Origin of the sequence: Arcobacter defluvii (assembly GCF_013201725.1) — a bacterium.
GTDB lineage: Bacteria > Campylobacterota > Campylobacteria > Campylobacterales > Arcobacteraceae > Aliarcobacter > Aliarcobacter defluvii.
In genome coordinates this window covers 2,062,459-2,082,694 of the sequence record NZ_CP053835.1, presented here as the reverse complement: position 1 = coordinate 2,082,694, position 20,236 = coordinate 2,062,459, and the positions used below count along the sequence as shown (strand labels likewise).

The 20,236-nt window shown below is 25.1% G+C and carries 20 protein-coding genes; 14 read left to right on the top strand and 6 right to left on the bottom strand.

Annotated elements, in window-relative coordinates; all coding sequences use genetic code 11:
* Window positions 1–57: 57 nt before the first annotated feature.
* From ADFLV_RS10400 to ADFLV_RS10375, 5 genes are all read left to right on the top strand, one after another.
* Window positions 58–657: a TetR/AcrR family transcriptional regulator gene (locus tag ADFLV_RS10400; protein WP_129012004.1), complete on the top strand. Its 600-nt coding sequence runs from the start codon at window positions 58–60 to the stop codon at window positions 655–657.
* Window positions 658–666: 9 nt separating this feature from the next.
* Window positions 667–1,653, top strand: a complete 987-nt coding sequence (locus tag ADFLV_RS10395) for an HlyD family secretion protein (RefSeq protein WP_129012003.1) — start codon at window positions 667–669, stop codon at window positions 1,651–1,653.
* A gap of 1 nt (window position 1,654) precedes the next feature.
* Window positions 1,655–4,375, top strand: a complete 2,721-nt coding sequence (rbbA, locus tag ADFLV_RS10390) for a ribosome-associated ATPase/putative transporter RbbA (RefSeq protein WP_129012002.1) — start codon at window positions 1,655–1,657, stop codon at window positions 4,373–4,375.
* Entirely contained in the window at window positions 4,375–5,499 is a 1,125-nt protein-coding gene (locus ADFLV_RS10385) for an ABC transporter permease (RefSeq protein ID WP_129012001.1), read from the top strand. Before rbbA ends, ADFLV_RS10385 begins: the two co-directional genes overlap by 1 nt.
* Before the next feature lie 105 nt (window positions 5,500–5,604).
* Window positions 5,605–6,180 carry a hypothetical protein gene (locus tag ADFLV_RS10375; protein WP_014474725.1) on the top strand — a complete coding sequence of 192 codons (576 nt, stop codon included), beginning with the start codon at window positions 5,605–5,607 and terminating at the stop codon, window positions 6,178–6,180.
* Window positions 6,181–6,191: 11 nt separating this feature from the next.
* Here ADFLV_RS10375 and ADFLV_RS10370 read toward each other — a convergent pair whose 3' ends face one another.
* Entirely contained in the window at window positions 6,192–7,031 is an 840-nt protein-coding gene (locus tag ADFLV_RS10370; RefSeq protein WP_129012000.1) for a DUF4197 domain-containing protein, read from the bottom strand.
* Between the two features lie 335 nt (window positions 7,032–7,366).
* Here ADFLV_RS10370 and ADFLV_RS10365 point away from each other — a divergent pair, with 335 nt between their 5' ends.
* The 4 genes from ADFLV_RS10365 to ADFLV_RS10350 are packed head-to-tail and all read left to right on the top strand — an operon-like array spanning window position 7,367 to window position 9,878.
* Window positions 7,367–7,552, top strand: a complete 186-nt coding sequence (locus ADFLV_RS10365) for a hypothetical protein (protein WP_014474723.1) — start codon at window positions 7,367–7,369, stop codon at window positions 7,550–7,552.
* Between the two features lie 6 nt (window positions 7,553–7,558).
* The gene (locus tag ADFLV_RS10360; RefSeq protein ID WP_228712409.1) at window positions 7,559–8,296 is read left to right on the top strand and encodes a 5-oxoprolinase subunit PxpA; all 738 of its coding nucleotides are present in this window, start codon (window positions 7,559–7,561) and stop codon (window positions 8,294–8,296) included.
* A complete protein-coding gene (gene pxpB / locus ADFLV_RS10355; RefSeq protein WP_129011998.1) occupies window positions 8,296–8,970 on the top strand; it encodes a 5-oxoprolinase subunit PxpB in 675 nt (224 codons plus the stop codon). Before ADFLV_RS10360 ends, pxpB begins: the two co-directional genes overlap by 1 nt.
* A complete protein-coding gene (locus ADFLV_RS10350; protein ID WP_129011997.1) occupies window positions 8,967–9,878 on the top strand; it encodes a 5-oxoprolinase subunit C family protein in 912 nt (303 codons plus the stop codon). Before pxpB ends, ADFLV_RS10350 begins: the two co-directional genes overlap by 4 nt.
* Here the strand turns inward: ADFLV_RS10350 and ADFLV_RS10345 are convergent.
* Together ADFLV_RS10345 and ADFLV_RS10340 are read right to left on the bottom strand one after the other, a co-directional pair.
* The gene (locus tag ADFLV_RS10345; RefSeq protein WP_129011996.1) at window positions 9,871–10,656 is read right to left on the bottom strand and encodes a diguanylate cyclase domain-containing protein; all 786 of its coding nucleotides are present in this window, start codon (window positions 10,654–10,656) and stop codon (window positions 9,871–9,873) included. The genes ADFLV_RS10350 and ADFLV_RS10345 overlap by 8 nt on opposite strands.
* Window positions 10,640–11,875 (bottom strand): EAL domain-containing protein, encoded by a 1,236-nt coding sequence (locus ADFLV_RS10340; protein ID WP_164968541.1) that lies wholly within the window; start codon window positions 11,873–11,875, stop codon window positions 10,640–10,642. The genes ADFLV_RS10345 and ADFLV_RS10340 overlap by 17 nt, the downstream gene beginning before the upstream one ends.
* A gap of 169 nt (window positions 11,876–12,044) precedes the next feature.
* Between ADFLV_RS10340 and ADFLV_RS10335 the strand changes: the two genes are divergently transcribed.
* From ADFLV_RS10335 to ADFLV_RS10315, 5 genes are all read left to right on the top strand, one after another.
* Window positions 12,045–12,677, top strand: coding sequence for a hypothetical protein (locus ADFLV_RS10335; RefSeq protein ID WP_129011994.1), 633 nt, complete (start codon window positions 12,045–12,047; stop codon window positions 12,675–12,677).
* Between the two features lie 3 nt (window positions 12,678–12,680).
* Complete coding sequence (locus tag ADFLV_RS10330; RefSeq protein ID WP_014474711.1) at window positions 12,681–13,217, top strand: DedA family protein; 537 nt, start codon at window positions 12,681–12,683, stop codon at window positions 13,215–13,217.
* 2 nt (window positions 13,218–13,219) lie between these two features.
* The gene (gene dbpA / locus ADFLV_RS10325; RefSeq protein WP_129011993.1) at window positions 13,220–14,587 is read left to right on the top strand and encodes an ATP-dependent RNA helicase DbpA; all 1,368 of its coding nucleotides are present in this window, start codon (window positions 13,220–13,222) and stop codon (window positions 14,585–14,587) included.
* 86 nt (window positions 14,588–14,673) lie between these two features.
* Window positions 14,674–17,076 (top strand): diguanylate cyclase domain-containing protein, encoded by a 2,403-nt coding sequence (locus ADFLV_RS10320; RefSeq protein ID WP_129011992.1) that lies wholly within the window; start codon window positions 14,674–14,676, stop codon window positions 17,074–17,076.
* Between the two features lie 64 nt (window positions 17,077–17,140).
* Window positions 17,141–17,422, top strand: coding sequence for a peptidylprolyl isomerase (locus tag ADFLV_RS10315; protein WP_014474708.1), 282 nt, complete (start codon window positions 17,141–17,143; stop codon window positions 17,420–17,422).
* Here ADFLV_RS10315 and ADFLV_RS10310 read toward each other — a convergent pair.
* The 3 genes from ADFLV_RS10310 to ADFLV_RS10300 form a co-directional block, all read right to left on the bottom strand.
* Window positions 17,408–17,791, bottom strand: coding sequence for a hypothetical protein (locus ADFLV_RS10310; RefSeq protein WP_129011991.1), 384 nt, complete (start codon window positions 17,789–17,791; stop codon window positions 17,408–17,410). The genes ADFLV_RS10315 and ADFLV_RS10310 overlap by 15 nt on opposite strands.
* A 77-nt stretch (window positions 17,792–17,868) precedes the next feature.
* On the bottom strand, window positions 17,869–18,507 hold the full coding sequence (pdxH, locus tag ADFLV_RS10305) for a pyridoxamine 5'-phosphate oxidase (protein ID WP_129011990.1): 639 nt from the start codon (window positions 18,505–18,507) through the stop codon (window positions 17,869–17,871).
* 51 nt (window positions 18,508–18,558) lie between these two features.
* Window positions 18,559–20,148 (bottom strand): HD domain-containing protein, encoded by a 1,590-nt coding sequence (locus ADFLV_RS10300; protein ID WP_228712408.1) that lies wholly within the window; start codon window positions 20,146–20,148, stop codon window positions 18,559–18,561.
* Window positions 20,149–20,236: the final 88 nt, after the last annotated feature.

Below are 20,236 nucleotides of genomic sequence, written 5' to 3'. Positions count from 1 at the left end.
TTTTATTTTATACTTTTATTAACCGAACGGTTAGTTAATAAAATATAGGATTAATTAATGACAAAAAAACACATCTTAGATGTAGCAACGGAGGAATTTGCAATCTTTGGCTATTCAGTCTTGAGTATGAACAAGCTCGCAGATAAATTAAAAATAAATAAAGCTACAATTTATTATCACTTTAAAGATAAACGAAATTTATATGATGAAGTTATTTCTTCAATAATTGAATTAAATGAAGAAGAAAAAAAAGAGATTTTAAATAGTTCTTTGGAAGCCAAAGAAAAATTTAAAAGATACATAAAACTATATACAAAAACTATCAGTAATAATCCAAGTATTATACCCCTGACATTAAGAGAAATGGCAAATTTTGATTTAGGAATAGAAAACAATATCCCAAATTCTATTGAAAAAGAACTTGTTTTAATGAAACAAATCATTTCACAATTAAACTTAAAAGAAAAATATAAAGATATGGATTTTTATGAATTAAAAGCTATGATAATAGGTACAATTTCTTCATATTATTCAATGCAAAAGACACCTTTAAAGTTGAATAATATTAAGGATTTTGATAAAAATGATACTAAAATATTAAATTATGTAGAAGAGTTTATAACTAATATTTTATTAGATGCTTTATGTGAAAATTAGGAGAAAAAGATGTTGAAAAAATTAATTATTATTTTATTGTTATTAGTAGTTCTTGCTACAATTTATTTTTATTCATTTATAAATAAACAATCAAATTTACCCGAAGGGTTTGCAAGTGGAAATGGAAGAATTGAAACTACTCAAGTTGATATTTCTTCAAAATTATCAGGAAGATTGATAAATATAGATTCCGAAGAAGGTGATTTAGTTGAAGAAAATCAACTTTTAGCAAGACTTGATATAAAAGAGTTAAATGCAAAACTACAAGAAGCAATGGCTTATGAACAACAAGCAATCGAAAATAAAAATTATGCTTTAGCAATAGTTGAAGAAAAACAAAGTCAATTATCTCTTGCAAAAAAAGATTATGATAGAGCAAATTCTTTATATAAAACAAAAAGTATTCCTCTTGCAGAATTTCAAAAAAATGAAACTTTATATCAAACTGCACAAGCTGCTTTAACTGCTGCTAAAAGTCAAGTTATAAGTGCTCAGTCAACTATAAATGCAACAGCCGCACAAATAGAAACTATAAAAGTAAATATCGAAGATTCAAAACTTTACTCACCTGTAAAAGGAAGAGTTTTATATAAAATTGCTCAAAATGGTGAAATAGTTGCAAATGGTGGGAAAGTTTTAGTTGTTCTTGATTTAATGAATACATATATGACAATTTTTCTTCCAACTTCACAAGCAGGGCTTGTTGATATTGGTTCTGAAGCTAGAATTGTACTTGATGCAATACCAAATATCGCAATTCCAGCTCATGTAACATTTGTTTCACCTTTGGCACAATTTACTCCAAAAGAGATAGAAACTCAAGCTGAAAGGGAAAAACTTATGTTTAGAATCAAAGTAAAAATTGATTCAAATGTTTTAGAAAAATATTTTGACAGAATAAAAACAGGATTACCAGGAGTTGCTTATATCAAACTTGATAAAAACGTTTCTTGGCCCAATAATTTAAATAATTTACCTAAAAAAGTAAGTGAATAAAATGAGTGAATTTATTGCTAAAGTAAAAAATCTTTCTCATAAATATGCAGATGTAACTGCACTTGATAATGTTACTTTAGATATTAAAGCTGGAAAAATGATAGGCTTTATTGGACCTGATGGAGTTGGAAAATCAACACTTTTATCTATCTTATCAGGTGTAAAAATAATCCAAACGGGTGAAGTTGAAGTTTTAAATGGAGATATAAAAAACGAAAAATATAGAAAAGAGATTTGTCCTAAAATTGCTTATATGCCACAAGGTTTAGGAAAAAATTTATATATGACTTTATCTGTTTATGAAAATATAGAGTTTTTTGCAAGACTTTTTGGACAAGATAAAAAAGAGAGAAATCAAAGAATTTTACAATTACTAAAAAGCACAGGTTTGCTCCAATTTAAAGATAGACCAGCAGGAAAACTTTCTGGTGGAATGAAACAAAAACTTGGACTTTGTTGTGCTTTGATTCATGACCCTGAACTTTTGATTTTAGATGAACCAACAACAGGAGTTGACCCACTTTCAAGAAGAGAGTTTTGGAAATTAATATCAAATATCAAAGAAAAAAATCAAAAAATGAGTGTTTTAATCGCAACTGCTTATATGCAAGAAGCAGCTAGTTTTGACACAATTATCGCTATGGATGATGGAAAAGTTTTGATGCAAGGAACACTAAAAGAGTTATTAGAAAAAACACAATGTGATAATATAGATGAAGCATTTATTGAACTTTTACCAAGTGAAAAAAGAGCAGGTCATAAAAAATTAGTAGTTCCGCCAAAAGAAGATAAAGAAGAAATATATGCTATTGAAGCTCAAAATTTAACTATGCAATTTGGAGATTTTATAGCTGTAAATAATGTAAATCTAAATATAAAACAAGGAGAGATTTTTGGTTTTTTAGGCTCAAATGGTTGTGGAAAAACCACAACTATGAAGATGCTTACAGGATTACTTTCTCCCACAAGTGGTAATGCAAAACTTTTTGGAGAAGAGGTAAAAGATAACTCTTTGCAAATGAGAGAAAAAGTTGGATATATGACTCAAGCTTTCTCTTTATATAATGAATTATCAGTTTTTGAAAATTTAGAATTACATGCAAAACTTTTTCATATAAAAGAAGATAAAGAAAAAAGAATAGATGCTCTTTTGGAAAAATTTGATTTAAAAGAGTATAAAAATCATTTAGCAAATGAACTACCTTTGGGAATAAAACAAAGACTTTCTCTTGCAGCAGCAGTTATTCATAGACCAAAAATGCTTATTTTAGATGAGCCAACTTCAGGAGTTGATCCAGTTTCTAGAGATAATTTTTGGCAGTTATTGATAGATTTATCAAGAAATGATAATGTTACTATATTTATCTCAACGCACTTTATGAATGAAGGTGAAAGATGCGATAGAATTTCCTTGATGCACCAAGGAAAGGTTTTAATAACAAATAGTCCAAGTGAACTTGTAAGATTAAAAAATAAAAATAGTTTGGAAGAAGCATTTATATCTTATTTAGAAGATGCTTTAGAAAAAAATTCAACTGAAGAAAAAGTAGAAGAGTTAGTTTTTAATGAAAATTCAAAAAAAGCTCAAAATAGTAGTTCTTTTAGTCTTTTAAGAGTTTTTGGCTATAGCTATAGGGAATCATTGGAGTTATTAAGAGATAAGGTTAGACTTACATTTGCACTTTTAGGAACTGTAATTTTGATGTTTGTTATTGGATATGGAATAACAATGGATGTTGAAGATTTAAAATTTGCAGTTTTAGACCAAGATGAATCACCATTAAGTAGGCATTATATAGAAAATGTTTCAGGTTCAAGGTATTTTTTAGAAGAGAAAGCTTTAAATTCTTTTGATGAATTAGATGACAGAATGAAAAGAGGGGAGATTAGTGTTGCTTTTGTAATACCTCCAAATTTTGGTAAAAATCTTACAAAAGGTTATACAGAAGAAATAGCTGTTTGGATAGATGGTTCTTTTCCTTTTAGAGCTGAAACAATACATGGTTATGTACAAGGTTTGCATATTAGTTATTTACAAAGTTTTTATAAAGAAAATTTTGGAATAGATATTACATCTGATACAAATATTATTTTAAGATATAGATATAACCAAGATTTTAAAAGTATTTATTCTATTGTTCCCGCTGTAATCCCGATGTTATTGATTTTTATACCAGCAATTTTAATGGCATTGAGTGTTGTAAGAGAAAAAGAGTTAGGTTCTATCACTAATTTTTATGCAACACCAGTTACTAAATTGGAATTTTTATTTGGAAAACAATTGCCTTATGTGGTTGTTAGTATGATTAGTTTTATTATACTTGTTGGCTTTGCTATAGTTGCATTTGGTGTACCTTTAAAAGGTAGTTTTATTACTTTGAGTTTAGCGGCTTTATTATATATTATTTGTACAACTGGAATTGGACTTTTGATGTCTTCTTTTGCTCAAACTCAAATAGCTGCACTTGCAGGAACAGCAATTTTTACACTTTTACCAACAGTTCAATTTGCTGGATTGAAAGATCCTGTTAGTTCACTTGAAGGAATTGGAAGATTTATAGGAGATTTTTTCCCAGTTACTTATTTTATAAATATAAGTAGGGGAGTTTTTAGTAAAAATGTCTCTTTTTCTGAATTACATCTTGAATTTTTTGCTTTATTTGCAGCAGCTATAGTTATTACAATGCTAAGTTTATTAGTTCTAAAAAAACAGGAAAAATAATGATAAGAACTATATTAAATATTTTTAATTTAAGTATAAAAGAGCTAAAAACACTTTTTTATGATAAAGTGATGGTTTTATTGGTTATTTATTCTTTTTCATTTGCAATTTATATAGGTGGAACTCAAACATCAACTGAACTGCATAATGCTTCAATAGCTTTTGTAGATAGTGATAAAACTGAACTTTCACATAGAATAATAGATGCTTTTTACAAACCACGATTTAATACACCTGAAGTGATTTCTTATGATGAAGTTGATAAAAGAATGGATTCAGGATATTATACTTTTATTATAATGATTCCAACTGATTTTGAAAAGGATGTGTTATCTGGAATATCTCCTGATATTTTAGTAAATATTGATGCAACAAGAATGACTCAAGCAGGTATTGGTTCAGGATATATTCAAAATATTATAACTCAAGAGGTTCAAACTTTTTTAAAAGGAAGTTATGAAAGTAGTACTAATCCAAAAGTTGTAAGTAGATATAAATATAATCCAAATCTAACAAGTATGTGGTTTGGAAGTATAAATGAAATTATAAATAATATTGTAATGATTTCTATTTTATTATCTGGTGCTGCTTTGGTTAGAGAAAGAGAACATGGAACAATTGAACATCTTTTAGTTATGCCTTTAAGAGCATTTGAAATAATGCTTTCTAAAATATTTTCTGCTTGTTTAGTGATTTTAGTTTGTGTGACTTTTAGTTTATTGGTTGTTGTTGAAGGTGTTTTACAAATACCTTTAAGTGGTTCGGTTCCTCTTTTTTTATTATGTACTTTTTTGGTTTTATTTGCAACTACTTCTATGGGAGTATTTATGGGAACTATTGCTCAAAATATGCCTCAACTTGGAATGATTTTTATTTTGACAATTTTACCTTTGATGTTACTTTCAGGAAGTATTACACCATTTGAAAGTATGCCAATGATTTTACAAAATCTTATGCAACTAATGCCAACAAGTCACTTTGTAGATTTATCTCAATCAATATTATTTAAAGGTGCTGGAATTAGTATTATTTGGAAAAAGATGTTAATAATTTTTGTAATTGGAGCTGTATTTTTTAGTTTAACTCTAATTTTATTTAAAAGAAGTTTAGGAATGGAAAATTAATTTTTATAATTAATTATTTTTGCACAATTTTTAACTAATATCCTTGAATAAATGAAATTATTATGTTAAAGTACATTTCTTAAAATTAAATAAAAGGTTAGATAAATGGGTATGGTAAAAGATGCTTTAAAATCAGTTTTTAAAACAATTACAATATTATCTCGTCCTTATTTTAGCCTTGAAGAAAATGAATTAAAATTCAAAGTGGATACCGATAGTTTTTATAAATATCCAGTTATAAATGTTGAGACAAAAACAAGATATGACTCTTATATTTTAGAAGCATATACTTTGAGTGCAGATAGTATATATTTAGAGTACATTCACACTGATAGTGATGTCTGTTGGAATGGTCAAGCTTTAGGTTTTTTTATTAGTTTACTAAAAGAGAAAATCAGGGCTAAAAAGATGGATTTACTAGAAAAGTTTGAATTTAGTCATTATGAATTTTTGACATATAAAATAGATGATAGCTATATTTTAAATATTATCTATATTTATGAAGTAAATAAAGAAATATTTGTTATAGATAAAAAATCTGAACTTTATGAAAATTTATTAAGAAATTTTAAAAAAGATTATAAGTATGAATATGAAAAAAATAAAGATGTTTCTTTGGATATAAATATAAGTTTAGTAAAAAATAATGCTATGAATAGTTATTTTGCTATTTCAAACTAAGAGGTAACCTCTTAGTTTCCAAATACTTGTTTTAAGATTGAAGAAGTTTGTTCAACAGGATTTGATCTAATTGCAGCTTCTTTTTGAGCTATCATTGTAAATAAACCTTCAATTGCTTTGTTTGTAACAAATTCATCTAGACTTTCATCTGAGCTAGCTGGAAGATATGAATCAACACCAAAACTTTTTGCCATTCCCATAACAGAACTGTTTTCAACTAATCCTTTTGCATTTGTTTTATATAAATTATTTGCCATATCATAATAACTTGCAACATTGTTTTCTTTCATTGTTTCTTGAATAATTGGAGTAATTGCTTTCTTTAAAGAGTCACTTGTATTCTTCTTGAAATATTGTGTCGCTGCATCATTGCTACCTGATAAAATATTTTGTGCATCAGTTAAACTCATCTTATCGATTGCATCTACAAAAATTTCTGCTGTTTTTGGTGCTGCTTTTGAAGCGGCTGTATTCATAGAGTTTATTAAATCATCTGCTATTTTATTTCCACCTGCACTTCTTATAAGAGTTTCAGCTTTTGCAAGATTATCAGGAAGTGGTATTTTAACCGCACTATTATTTAAGTAACCATTATCTTTACCTAATTGAGTAGTTGCATAAGTAACACCTGTTTTTAATGCCTCTTTTAAGCCACTTGAAACAGTTGAATCACTTAAATTTGATTTTGTTGTATTTGTAGTTGCTGGAGCTTTTGAAGTTTCTTCAGTAGTAGTTGTTTGTTTTTCAGTTGCCACTGTATCTAAAACACCTTTTGCAATAGAACCAAAATCTAAAGCAAATGAAAGTGAAGCACTAAGAATTAGAGTTGAAGCTATAATTGATTTTTTCATGATTTTTCCTAATTTTTTTGTATTTTATATATTTCATTATATAATAGAGTAGATGTAATAATTGTGAAAAAGGATATAAAATAGAACTAATAGAAGAGATTTGTAACTTTATTTATTATTTTAAAAATAGAGTTGTTGAAGCAGATGAAATAGCAAATAAATATGGTGAAAAAATATCTTTTTTTTCAAATGAATTAAAAACTTTAAATTTTGATAAAGAGTTTGAAGAGAACTTTTATACAATTTTAGGTTATTCATATAGACTTAAAGATGTAAAACAAAGGCTATTTTTTACTTTTAGTGAAGCTGTTTATGCTATTGATTTGGATAAATTGATGAAAAATGAAGACTCTTTAAAATTAAATTGTATAGTTTATATCTTAGTTTTAGATAGTATTGTAAAAGAGTATTTGTCAAAAGAAGTGAACGAAGATGAAAAAGAAAAAGCTTTAAATATTTATAAAAAAATAGAAGAAAGAAAAGCAGCTGAAAATAAAAAATATCATATGTATCAGTATTAAAGGTAAATTATGAACATAAAATTAAATTGTGATATGGGTGAGAGTTTTGGTATTTGGAAAATGGGAAATGATGAGGAAATTATGCCATTTATTGATATGGCAAATTTAGCTTGTGGTTTCCATGCAAGTGACTCAGTTACAATGAATAGATCTGTAACTTTAGCAAAAAAACATAATGTTACAATAGGTGCACATCCTTCATATCAAGATTTAGTTGGTTTTGGAAGAAGAAGTATACTTTGTTCACTTGAAGAGATAAAATCAATAATTTTGTATCAATTAGGAGCTTTAAGTGCTTTTTGTAAAGCTCAAGGAACAGCTGTTTCTTATGTAAAACCTCATGGTGCACTTTACAATGATATGATGAGAGATGAAAATATTTTTAAAGCAGTTTTAAATGCAATTTCATCTTTTGATAAAAATATAAAATTGATGATTTTATCAGGAGCAAAAAATGAAGCTTATGAACATATATCAAAATTATATTCTATAAATTTAATTTATGAAGTATTTGCAGATAGAAATTATAATGATGATGGAAGTTTAGTATCAAGAATGAATGAAAATGCAGTAATTCATGATGAATTAGAAGTTGTAAATAGAATAAAAAATCTAAAGGATAAAGGTTTTTTATATAGTTTAAGTGGGCAAAAACTATTTTTAAAAACTGATTCAGTTTGTGTTCATGGTGATAATGAAAAGGCTCTTGAATTTATAAAACTACTTAGAAAAGCGATATATTGATGGTTTTTAAAGTAGTAAATTGTGATTCATTTATCATCTATTTTGGAGATTTAATAGATGAAAAAATTGCACTTGATATAAAAAAAGCCTATTTAGGTATAAAAAAATTAAATTTGGAAGGGGTTATTGAAATCATTCCTTCTTATACTTCTATTTTTATAAGCTTTGATATTTTTAAATATGATTTTGAAACTCTAAAAACTTTAATAGAACAAAATATAAATTTAGAAATAGATGAAAATTTTGAAGAAAAGATTATAGAGATAGATGTTTATTATGGAACAGAAGTTGGATTTGATTTAGAATATTTAAGCTCAAAAACAACTTTAACTATAGAAGAGATTATAGAAATTCATTCAAATAAACTTTATGATGTTTATGCAATTGGATTTTTGCCAGGTTTTGCATATTTAGCAAAAGTTGATGAAAAAATAGTATTTTCAAGACTTTCAACTCCTAGAAAAATAGTTCCAAAAGGAAGTGTTGCAATAGCTGATTTTCAAACAGCAATTTATCCACAACAAAGTCCTGGTGGTTGGAATATCATAGGAAAAACAGCTTTTGAACTTTTTGATAAAAATTTAGAAACATTATCTCCACTTAGGGTAGGTGATAAAGTAAAATTTAATCCTATTTCTAAAGAAGAATTTTTAGCCAAAGGAGGAGTTTTATGAGTTTAGAAATCATAAATAATCCTCTTTTTGTAACTATTCAAGATAGGGGAAGATTTGGCTATGCACATATTGGAGTTACAAATTCTGGTGTGATGGATGAGTATGCTTATTTTTGGGCAAACAGACTTTTAAAAAACTCTTTAGATACAAATATTTTAGAAATAGCTTTTTCAAATGTGATTTTTAAAGCAAATGAAAATACTCAAATCTCAATCACTGGTGCTAGTTGTGAATTTTTTATAAATGATGAAAAAAAAGAGCTTTGGCAAAGTTATAATATCAAAAAAAATGACATCATAAAAATAGGAAAAATCCTAAGTGGAAATAGGGTTTATTTAGCAGTTTTTGGTGGTTTTAATATAAAAAAAGAGTTTGGAAGTAATAGTGTAACAATAAAAGAAAATCTTGGTGGAGTTGATGGAAATAAGCTAAAAAAAGGTGATATTTTGCCTTTTAATAGTTCTAATTTTAACTATACAATGAAAGTAAAAGAAGAGTTTATTCCAAAATATGAAGATAATTTGACTTTAAGAGTGTTATTTTCTTATCAAGAAAACTACTTTTTAGATGAAGAAAAAAAGAAGTTTTTAACTTCAACTTATTTAGTAACAAATGATTTTAATAGAATGGCAGCAAAGCTAAGTGGTGAGGCTATAAAGTGTGAGATAAATGGAATTATCTCAGAAGCAATTGCTTTTGGAAGTATTCAAATACCAAGTGATGGACAACCAATAGTTTTATTAAAGGATAGACAAACAATCGGTGGTTATCCAAAAATTGGGGTTGTTTTAGGAATAGATTGTTTTAAACTTTCCCAAGCAAAAGCAAATACGAAAATTAGATTTGAAGAGATTTCTTATAAAGAAGCTGTTGAAGAAGAAAAAAGGTTTTATACTTTTTTCAGTTAAGTAGCTTTTCAAAAACTGATTTTGATTCATCTTTTGTTGAAAAACTTTCTACTTTAAATTTATAATTTGCTTTTATATATAATCCTGAGTGACTTTTCAGAGTTGTATTTAAAAGCATTTGCTCTAAATTTAATAGATAATTTACGATTGAACTTTGGTTTTCATTTAGAATAAAGATAAAAAATTTATCATCAAAATATCTAGTTATATAAAAATCATAATTTTCATCTTTTAATTTCTGAGAAATAAAATTTATTACAAAAATTAGAAAATTTTTGGCTAATAATTCTCCATACTCTTTTTGGATATATTCATAATCAATTATATCAACTAATGTACAAATTCCATTATCTTTAAAATAAAGATTTTCATTTAAAAATTTGCTATATAACCATTTTCTATTATAAGTTTTTGTTGTTTCATCAATAAATAATTCATTATTTAAAAGTTCTATTTCTTTTTCAAGAGTTATCATTTTTTTATAAATATCTGACAAAGTATCACTATCTTTATTTAAAATAGCAGTGCTTGCATTTTTTGTTTCATTTTTTAGTTCATTTACACTTGAAGTGATTAAATTTATATATTTCTCAATATTTTTATAGTCTTGAATCAAAAGTTCATTTATCTCTTTTTGGAAGTTTTCATCATCTAAATTTACTTCTACTTCTTTTGCGTGATAATTAAATCTTTCAAAATACAAAGATGGCAAAATTATCTCATTATTTAACAATTCATTGATTGTTGAATTAGTTATTTTTTCAAGTTTTCTTTTCATTTTTAACTCCTAAAAGTTCTTCTATGCACATTGGTTTTCCTATATGATAACCTTGTGAAAAATCAATTCCTATATTTTTTACATAACGCAATGTTTTTAAATCACTAACAAACTCTGCAACAATTTTTATATTTTGTTGTTTTGAAAATAAAACAATACTTTTTATCAAGTTTAAATATATCGCTTCATCAATTTTTTTTATTAAAGAACCATCAATTTTTATATAATCAATATCTAAATTTAAAATATTTTCATAGTTTGAAAAACCTGTACCAAAATCATCTATTGCAATTTTTACTCCATAAATTCTTGCTTCTTTTATAAAATCATTTACTAGATTGAAGTTAGATACTTTTTCACTTTCTAATACTTCAAAAGTTATATATGAACCAACATTTTTTGTTTTAATTTTAGAAAGAAGAGTTCTTTTTATTTGGGGATTTAAAATATCTGTATAATCTAAATTTACGCTAATATGAATTTTATATTTTTCTATATAAACGATGATTTTATCAAATAAAATTTCCATTAGTTTCTGATAAAGTCTTGATTTTTTTGCTTTGTGAATGAAAACATTTGGCATCAACATATTTCCATCTTTATCAAAAATCCTCATTAAAGCTTCATATTTAACAATATTATTTGACTGATTATCCATAATTGCTTGAAAGTAAGGTTCAACTAAATTATTGTTTATATTATGATTTAAAATATCTAATAAATCTTTATTAACAAACTCATTTTTATATAAGAAAGAATCAAAATACATATAGTGTAGATAGTTTAATTTTGCTTCATGTAAAGCTTTTTCAGCATATGATTTTATCTGTTTTTCTGCACTTTTTGAGCAACCAATAGTTACATCAATATTAATTGATAAATTTTTATCTAAAAGTTTAAAATCATTAGATACAACATTTTCATAAATTAGATTTTTTATTATAATAATCTCTTCAATTGTTAAATCATCATACAGCAGTATTTCAAAAACATCTGCATGAGTATTTTTTATCTTTACTGAAATTTTTCTATTAAGAGTTCTTGGAATAGAATTTTTTGTTTTAGTGATTAAAATTTCATTTAGTTGTTTGATAATAAAATCGCCATTATCAAAATTATAAATGGCATTTAAATCTTTCATATAAAGAATATCTACTAAAAATAGAGTTTTGATTTTTTTATCTTTGAATAAAGAAGATATAATGTTTCTAATTATCAATAAATCCCCCATTTTAGGTAGATAAAAGTGCTTCATTATATATAAACTAACTTTAAGAAATATAAAAAAATGATTAAACTTTTATACAATTTGAATAAATATTATTAAACTCAATATTTAATTAACTTTACGATAGAATCCTATAAATTTAATTATTGGAAGATTAAAAATGAGAAAAATTAATATAAAAGATTTAGAGCTAAATATTGATATAACACAAATTTTAAATTTATATGCTTCAAAATCTAAAATTATTATTGATGTTGATGGAAATATTTATACAAATTTAGAGGATACAAAGAAAAAAGCAGTTATTTATAAAAATACAAATCTTCAACAATTGTCATCTATTTTAGATGCAAAAACAATGGCAACTACACTTCTAACAGATTATAAACCAACTATTGTTGGAACAGTTTGTAAAATAAAACCTGTTATGAATTGGCAGAATATTATTGATATGAATAAAGAAAATATGCTTTATTTCGATCATCAAAGTGATGGTGTAGAGATATTTGAAGATAAAGTTTTGGAAAATTACGGTTGGCATGCAAGTGATTTAGAAATTAATTACAGAGAACTCAGTGAATTTATCGAAGAATCATGCAATGGAACTTTACTTTGTTATGACAATGAGATTCAATTTAGTGGTTTTGTAATAGTTGATGATTTAGAAGATGTAAAAATAAAAGTGAAAAATTTTATTATCGATAAGGCAAGAGAAAATATAAAAAATAATCTAATAGATATTGAAGATGATTCAGTGATTGAATCTTTAGAATTTTTTGGAATTAGGATTTAATTTATGGAACAATTTATTCAAGATTGGGGTTACTTAGCTCTTTTTTTATACTCTTTTGGTGGAGGATTTGTTGGACTTATATTTGCAGGTGTTTTATCTTATGCTGGAGATTTAAATATTTATATTTCTATTTTAGTTGCAGGTATTTCTAACTTTTTAGGTGATCAATTTTTATTTTTAATAGCTAGAAAAAATAAAAATTATGCAAAAGATATGATGAAAAAATATGGAAGAAAAATTGCATTAGCACATTTAATGATGAGAAAATATGGCTCTTTTGTAGTATTTATTCAAAAATATATTTATGGAATTAAAACTTTAATACCTCTTGCAATGGGACTTACAAAATATTCAGCTACAAAATTTGCAATATTAAATATTTTTGCAACTATTTTATGGGCTTGTATAATTGGATATTTAAGTTTTACAGCAGGAGAATATATATTAAGTTTAAGTGATGATTTTAAATATGTAGGTTTAGGCATTGTGTTAGTAGTTTTCTTATTAATTTCATATCTTTTCAAAAGAATTGAGAAATAATAATGAAAAAATTTTCACAATTAAATTTATCAAAAGAGTTTTTATCAAATTTAGATTCTTTGTCATATACTGAAATGACCACAATTCAGCAAAAAAGTTTACCTTTTAGTTTAGAAAATAAAGATTTAATAGCTCAAGCAAAAACTGGTTCAGGTAAAACAGTTGCTTTTTGTATACCAATAATAAATAAATTAAAAGTAAAAGAGTTTAAAGTACAATCTTTGATTTTAGCTCCGACAAGAGAGCTTGCAAATCAAATAGCTCAAGAATTAAGAAAACTTTCTCGGCATATTCATAATATAAAAGTTCTAACACTTTGTGGTGGAATGCCTTTTAAACCACAAGCTTTATCTTTATTTCATGGAGCACATATAGTAGTGGCAACTCCTGGAAGAGTTTTAAAACATATAAAAGAAAATAATATTTCTTTAGAAAATATAAATACTTTAGTTTTAGATGAAGCTGATAAAATGCTAGATATGGGATTTTATGATGATATTATTGAGATAATAAATACTTTACCTAAAAAAAGACAAACACTACTTTTTTCTGCAACTTTTGAAAAAAATATTGAAAATCTAGCTTCTAGTATTTTAGTAGAACCAACTTTAGTAAAAGTAGAAGATGAAATAAAAACTACAATAAATCAAAAATTTTATGAAATTTTTGATGAGAATAAAACATCTATAATTCCTGCTTTAATTTCTTCAAATAAAGCAAAATCAATTTTAATCTTTTGTAATATGAAAATAACTTGTGATAAATTAGCAGATGATTTATATGATATGGGTTTAGATGTTTTAACACTTCATTCAGATTTAGAACAAAAACAAAGAGATGAAACAATAATATTATTTTCTAACAAATCTTATCCAATTTTGATAGCTACAGATGTTGCTTCACGAGGGCTTCATATTGATGATGTGGATTTGGTAATTAATTATGATTTATCATTGGATGAAAAAATACATACTCATAGAATCGGAAGAACAGCACGTGCTGGAAAAGGTGGATTAGCAATTTCTTTATACACAAAAGATGAATTAGACAAAGTTGAAATTATAAAAGAGAAATTTTCTGATATTAAAGAAGAAGATATCTCTACTATTGAAGATGATATATCATATAAAATAGATTCTAATTTGAGAACAATTTTTATAAATGGTGGAAAAAAACAGAAATTAAGAGCAGGTGATATTTTAGGTGCATTAACTGCTGGAATTGGTTTGCAAAAAGATGATATAGGAAAAATTGATATTTTAGATTTTTCTTCATATGTTGCAATCAATAAAGAAAAAATTATTTATGTTTTGGAAAAATTATTAAAGACAAAAATCAAAGGAAAATATTATCGTATTTATGAAAAATAGGTATTTCTAAGTTAAATTATTCAATTTTTTCATTTATATTAATTTAAATAAGATATAATCAAAATTAAAGAATAAAAGGAAATATATTGTTAAAGAATACATTATTTCTTAAAATAATTATTATTTTTACACTTCCTGCTCTAGGAATTTTGTATTTTAGTTCAGTTTTAGTTCTTGAAAAAGTTGAACTTACAAAAGAAATTGATGATACTTATGATAATTTAACTTACCTTAAATCTGTGGAAAAATTGATTTCAAATTTTGAAGAAGAAAGAGATTTGTCAGTTAAATATTTTTTATTAAGAAATGAATTTCCCCAACTTGAAAAGCAACAAAATGAAACAACAAAATCTTATAATAATCTAATAAATATTGTTAAAAATCTAAATTTAGAAAGTAAATTCAATCAATTTAAAATTGATATAAAAAAAATAGATGATTTTAGAAATAAAATAGATAATTTTTCGATATCTATAGATGAAGTTTTTGAAGGTTATAACGTAATAAATAGAGTTTTATTAAACTCTTTATCTCTAATGAAACCGATTAAATTTGCAATAGAGTTTAATACAGATTTATCAAATGTTGTAGATTTTCTAAATTTTAAAGAAGCAAGTTATATTGAAAAAAGTATTATAAAAATTTATTTAGAAGAAAAAAAACTAGATGATAAACTATATGATATTTTTTTAAGAAATTACTCAATTCAGGAGATAAATAAAGATTCTTTTTATAATGTTCATAGTTTAAGTTCTTTACAAAACTTTAATATAAAGTTTAATGAAGATTATTTAAACAAAATTTTTATTTTGAGAAATAATATTAAAAATAAAATTGAAAAAAATAGTGACTTCAAATTTGAAGATTGGGAATATATCTCAAATGAAAATATAGATTATTTATCAAATATTTATAACAATTTAATCTATTCAATAGAAAAAACAGCAATGAAATATGAAGATGATATTATAGTCGAAAGAAATAAGAGTTTAATCTTTTTATTTGTTTGTTTTTCTACATTGATTTCATTACTTTTTGTTTTAAGAAATATAATTTTTAATGAACAAAAAAGTTTTTATAAAGTTCAAAAACATAAAGAAATTTATGAATTATTAAACCAAGCCAATAAATTTTTATTAAAAACTTTTGATAAAAAAAGGTTATATTCAAATATTTGTGAATTATTATTGGAAAATGAAAATTTGCAGTTTTGTTTTATATACGATTTAAGTGATAAAGAAATAATTGCAAATGAAGGAAAGTTAAAAGATAAAATTATTACTCAAATGGATAAATATCACGATAAAACTAAAGATAATATAATTTCAAAGACTATAAAATGGGAAACAAATATCATAATAAATAATTTTAAAGAAAAAAATATTTCTGTTTTTTATGAAAATGCTGATGAATTAAATATCAATTCAATGGCAACATTCCCTATAAAAAAATTTAATCAAATAGTTGGAACATTAGTTATTTATTCAAATGAATTAAACTTTTTTGATCAAGAAGTTGAAATTTTATTTGATAAATTAGTAAATGATGTAACACATTGTTTAGAAAAAATTGAATATGAAGAAATAAGAGTAAAACAAGAAGATGAGTTAAGATTATCTTCATATGCTTTTGAATCAAGTGAACCAATGATTATTACAAATAATGCTGGAGAAATTATAAAAGTAAATCAAGCATTTTGTACGACAATGGGTTATACGAGAGAAGAAATTTTAGGTAAAAATCCAAGAATATTTAAATCAGGTCATCAAAATAGTAAATTTGGTGATGAATTATGGAATAGTTTGCGTATTCAAGGTTTTTGGAGTGGTGAAGTTTATAATAGAAAAGCAAATGATGAAATTATCCCTTTACGAAGTACAATTACAGCTATTAAAGATAAAGATGGGAAAATAACTCATTTTCTAGGACAATATATAGATATTGGTGAGCAAAAAGATAAAGAAAAAGTTCTTGAGTACCAAGCAACACATGATAATTTAACAGGTTTACCAAATAGATTATTGTTACTTGATAGAATAGAACACGCAATTACAAAAGTTGTAAGACACAAAATAGTAGGTGGTTTGATTTTTATTGATTTAGATAATTTCAAAGAAGTAAATGATACTTTAGGTCATGATATTGGAGATGCATTACTTATCATGGTTGCAAAAAAAATAGCAGAAGTTATCAGAGATGAAGATACAATAGCAAGAATTGGTGGAGATGAATTTATTGTTCTTATTGATAATATTGGTAATAATAAAATTGATGCAAAAACAAATATAACGAATCTTGCAGAAAAAATAAAAAATGTTTTAAATGGAATTACTCATATTGAAGGTCATATTAATGTTTCAACTCCAAGTATTGGAATTACACTATTTAGTGATTCAAGTGTTAGTGTAAAAGATATTATTAAACAAGCAGATACAGCTATGTATGTAGCAAAAAAACAAGGTAAAAATGCAATAGAATTTTTTGATTAATAATTAGTCAAAAGAAAGCTTATGTTAAAATCTTTTTTTATTTAAAATTACAAAAGGAAATATTATGAAAAGTGCAACGGCTAGACATTTGTTAGTTGATAGTGAAGAGTTATGTTTACAATTAAAAGAAAGAATTGCAAAAGGTGAAAAATTTGAAGATTTAGCAAAAGAGTATTCATCTTGTCCATCAGGTTCAAGAGGTGGAGATTTAGGTAACTTTTTTGAAGGACAAATGGTTCCTGAATTTGATAAAGTTGTATTTAATGAAGCAATAAATGTAGTTCATGGCCCAGTTAAAACTGACTTTGGTTACCACTTATTAGAAACAACTTCAAGAAGAGATTAAAAACTCTTCTTCCTCTTTTTTTGAAACTTCTTCATCCCATAAAATAGAAATTCCATACTCTTTATCTGTTATTACATATTTGAAATATTCACTTGTTCCTCGTCTTCCATGAAGTCTTACAATAACTTGATCTTCTTCTAATAATTTTTTCATTTCATATTTAGAAAAACTTCTTTTATTCCATTTTAAAAAAACATTTGAATAAACTCTAAAAGTACAAGTAGAATCTGCTGTGAAAACAAAAGATTCACTTTCATCATACTCTTTTTTTGCATTTTCACAAGTGTAAAGATTTACTTTTTTGCCATGTGCAGTAGTTTTTATAGCTATTACTTTTCCATTGCAATATGGGCATTTCCCAAGAATCATTTTAAAGCTCCTAAATTTTCTAAAAGAATTTTACAAAATTTTTGAAAAGAGCTTTAAAAATATGACAATTTGAAAGATTAAGGAGCAAGTCTTGAAATAGTCCAAGTATTATCATCTTTTAACTCATATAAAAATCTATCATGAAGTCTGTCTTGTCCACCTTGCCAAAACTCTATTTTTGTGGGTTTTATTATATATCCTCCCCAAAAATCAGGAAAAGGAACTTCACCTTTTACAAATTTTCTTTTTATTTCATCAAATTTTTGTTCAAGAAGACTTCTTGAACTTATAACTTGACTTTGATGTGAAACCCAAGCTCCTATTTGACTACCTTTTGGGCGTGAGAGAAAATATTTTAAAGATTCAGTTGTTGATATTTTTTCAATATTTCCTTCAATTTTTACTTGACGTTCTAAATCAAGCCAAGGGAAAAGTGCAGCTGCTTTGGGATTTTGTTCTATTTGTTTCGCTTTTGTACTTGTGTAATTTGTAAAGAAAACAAAACCTTTTTCATCAAATATTTTTAATAAAACTGTTCTAATACTTGGCATCATATCAGCTCCAACAGTTGCAAGTGAAAAAGCATTTGGTTCAGTAAGTTCTGCTTGCATCGCTTGATTGAACCAAAGCTCAAATTGTAAAAAAGGATTTGGGTTTAAATCTTTTATATCTAAACCTCTTGTTGTGTATTTTGCTCTAAGGCTTGTTAAATCCAAAATTTATCCTTCGAATTAGTATTTGTAATTTTAGCAAAATATTTATCTATTTCATTCCTCAAAAATATTGAATAATATAGATTTTAGCTCTGTTTTCATCTCTGTTGTTAAAGTTTTTTTATTTGAGTAAAGATAAAAAGGAACAGTATTTCTCATAGAATATTTTAATCTTTTTCTTAAAGTTGAAATTTCATCAATATTTATAAGTTCATCACCATCATATAAATAAAAATCTTTTGCAATTCCAAGTTTAAAAGATACTATTTGGTATGCAAAATATAGTTCTTCATTTTCATATTTTTTAACAAAATCATCTAATGCTATTTGTAATTTATTTAATCTATTTATTGTTATAAATCCAAAGCTTTCTCTAAATTTATATCTTTCAACGGTTGTAAAATCTAACACTTTATAAAATTCATTTAGGTTTTTCCAAGGACTTCTAAATCTTCGTTTTCCAAATAAAACTTCTTCAAAACAGTATAGATATTTTTTATCTTCTTTTGTTTGAATTTCTTTATCTTTTATATCAAAATATCTATTTTTAAATAATGAAATTAGCCAATTTTCATCAAGCATAGAGATTGTATCAAGTTCTTTTTGTCTATTTTGATTTTTAAAATTCCACAACATTGAAATCGAGTTTGAAAGTTTTTCTTCTTTTTCATCTTCAAAATATTTGCTAGCTAAATATTGAACTACACTTTCAAGTAGTGTATCTGTTTTTGCAATACCATGATTGAAGATTACTTTTTTATAAAGATTAAATCTCATTTCAAGCATATGTTCAATATCAATCAAACTCATATCGTAAAAACTTAGATAAAATTTTTCATCTTTTTCCACAAGAACTGCTTGTTTTGTGATTCTTATATGGTCATTTGGACCTGTTATATAACCACTTGCTAACATATCACGATTTATATAATCAAGTCTATCTGCATCAACTGTGCTATCTATAAAATTATGTAAAACTTTAAAATCAAAACCTTCATAAAACTCTTCTTCAAGGATTAAAATAGCAAGTCTTTTGATAAGTTTTAAATACTCTTTTTCATAAGATTTTGAGATTAATTCTTCTAATTCATAATCAAAAAGTAGTTTTAAAAGATTTTCACCTATTGCTTCGTGTAAAACTTCTTTTGAATTTTTTGTAATCTCTTCATAATTTTCTTTAAAAACTACCTCTTTTTCTAGTAGAGCTTCTTGATTTTGCTCTTTTAGTTTGATTTTGTCATAAACTTTTTTTAAAGCATATTCAACTTGATGTGAAAAAGGAAGATGTCCTACATCGTGAAGTAGGGCAACTATTCTTAGTGTTTGTAAAAATATTGTATAAGTTGCTCTTTGAGATTTTGATTTTGTTGGAATTGTAAATTGGTATAAAGCTTTGTTATCAAAATAATCCATATCATCAAAACTAAGTTTTAGATTTTCTTCAATTATTATAGAAACAATTGTATTTTTTAGGCTTGATAAAAAATCATTTTTTGTTTTTTTATCAGCATTAAGTAACGCATTTTTGAACATAAAAGAAGCTAAATGCATAGTTCCTAAACTATGAATAAATCTTTTTGTAGTAATTGATGGATATGAAAAATACGCCAAAGCATTTTGTGTGATGAATTGTAATCTATTCACTATTTTTGTTTGAAGAATTTTATCTTCAAGTTTTGTATATTCTATATGATTGTAAATAGTATCATTTATTAATCTATTTTGTATGTTG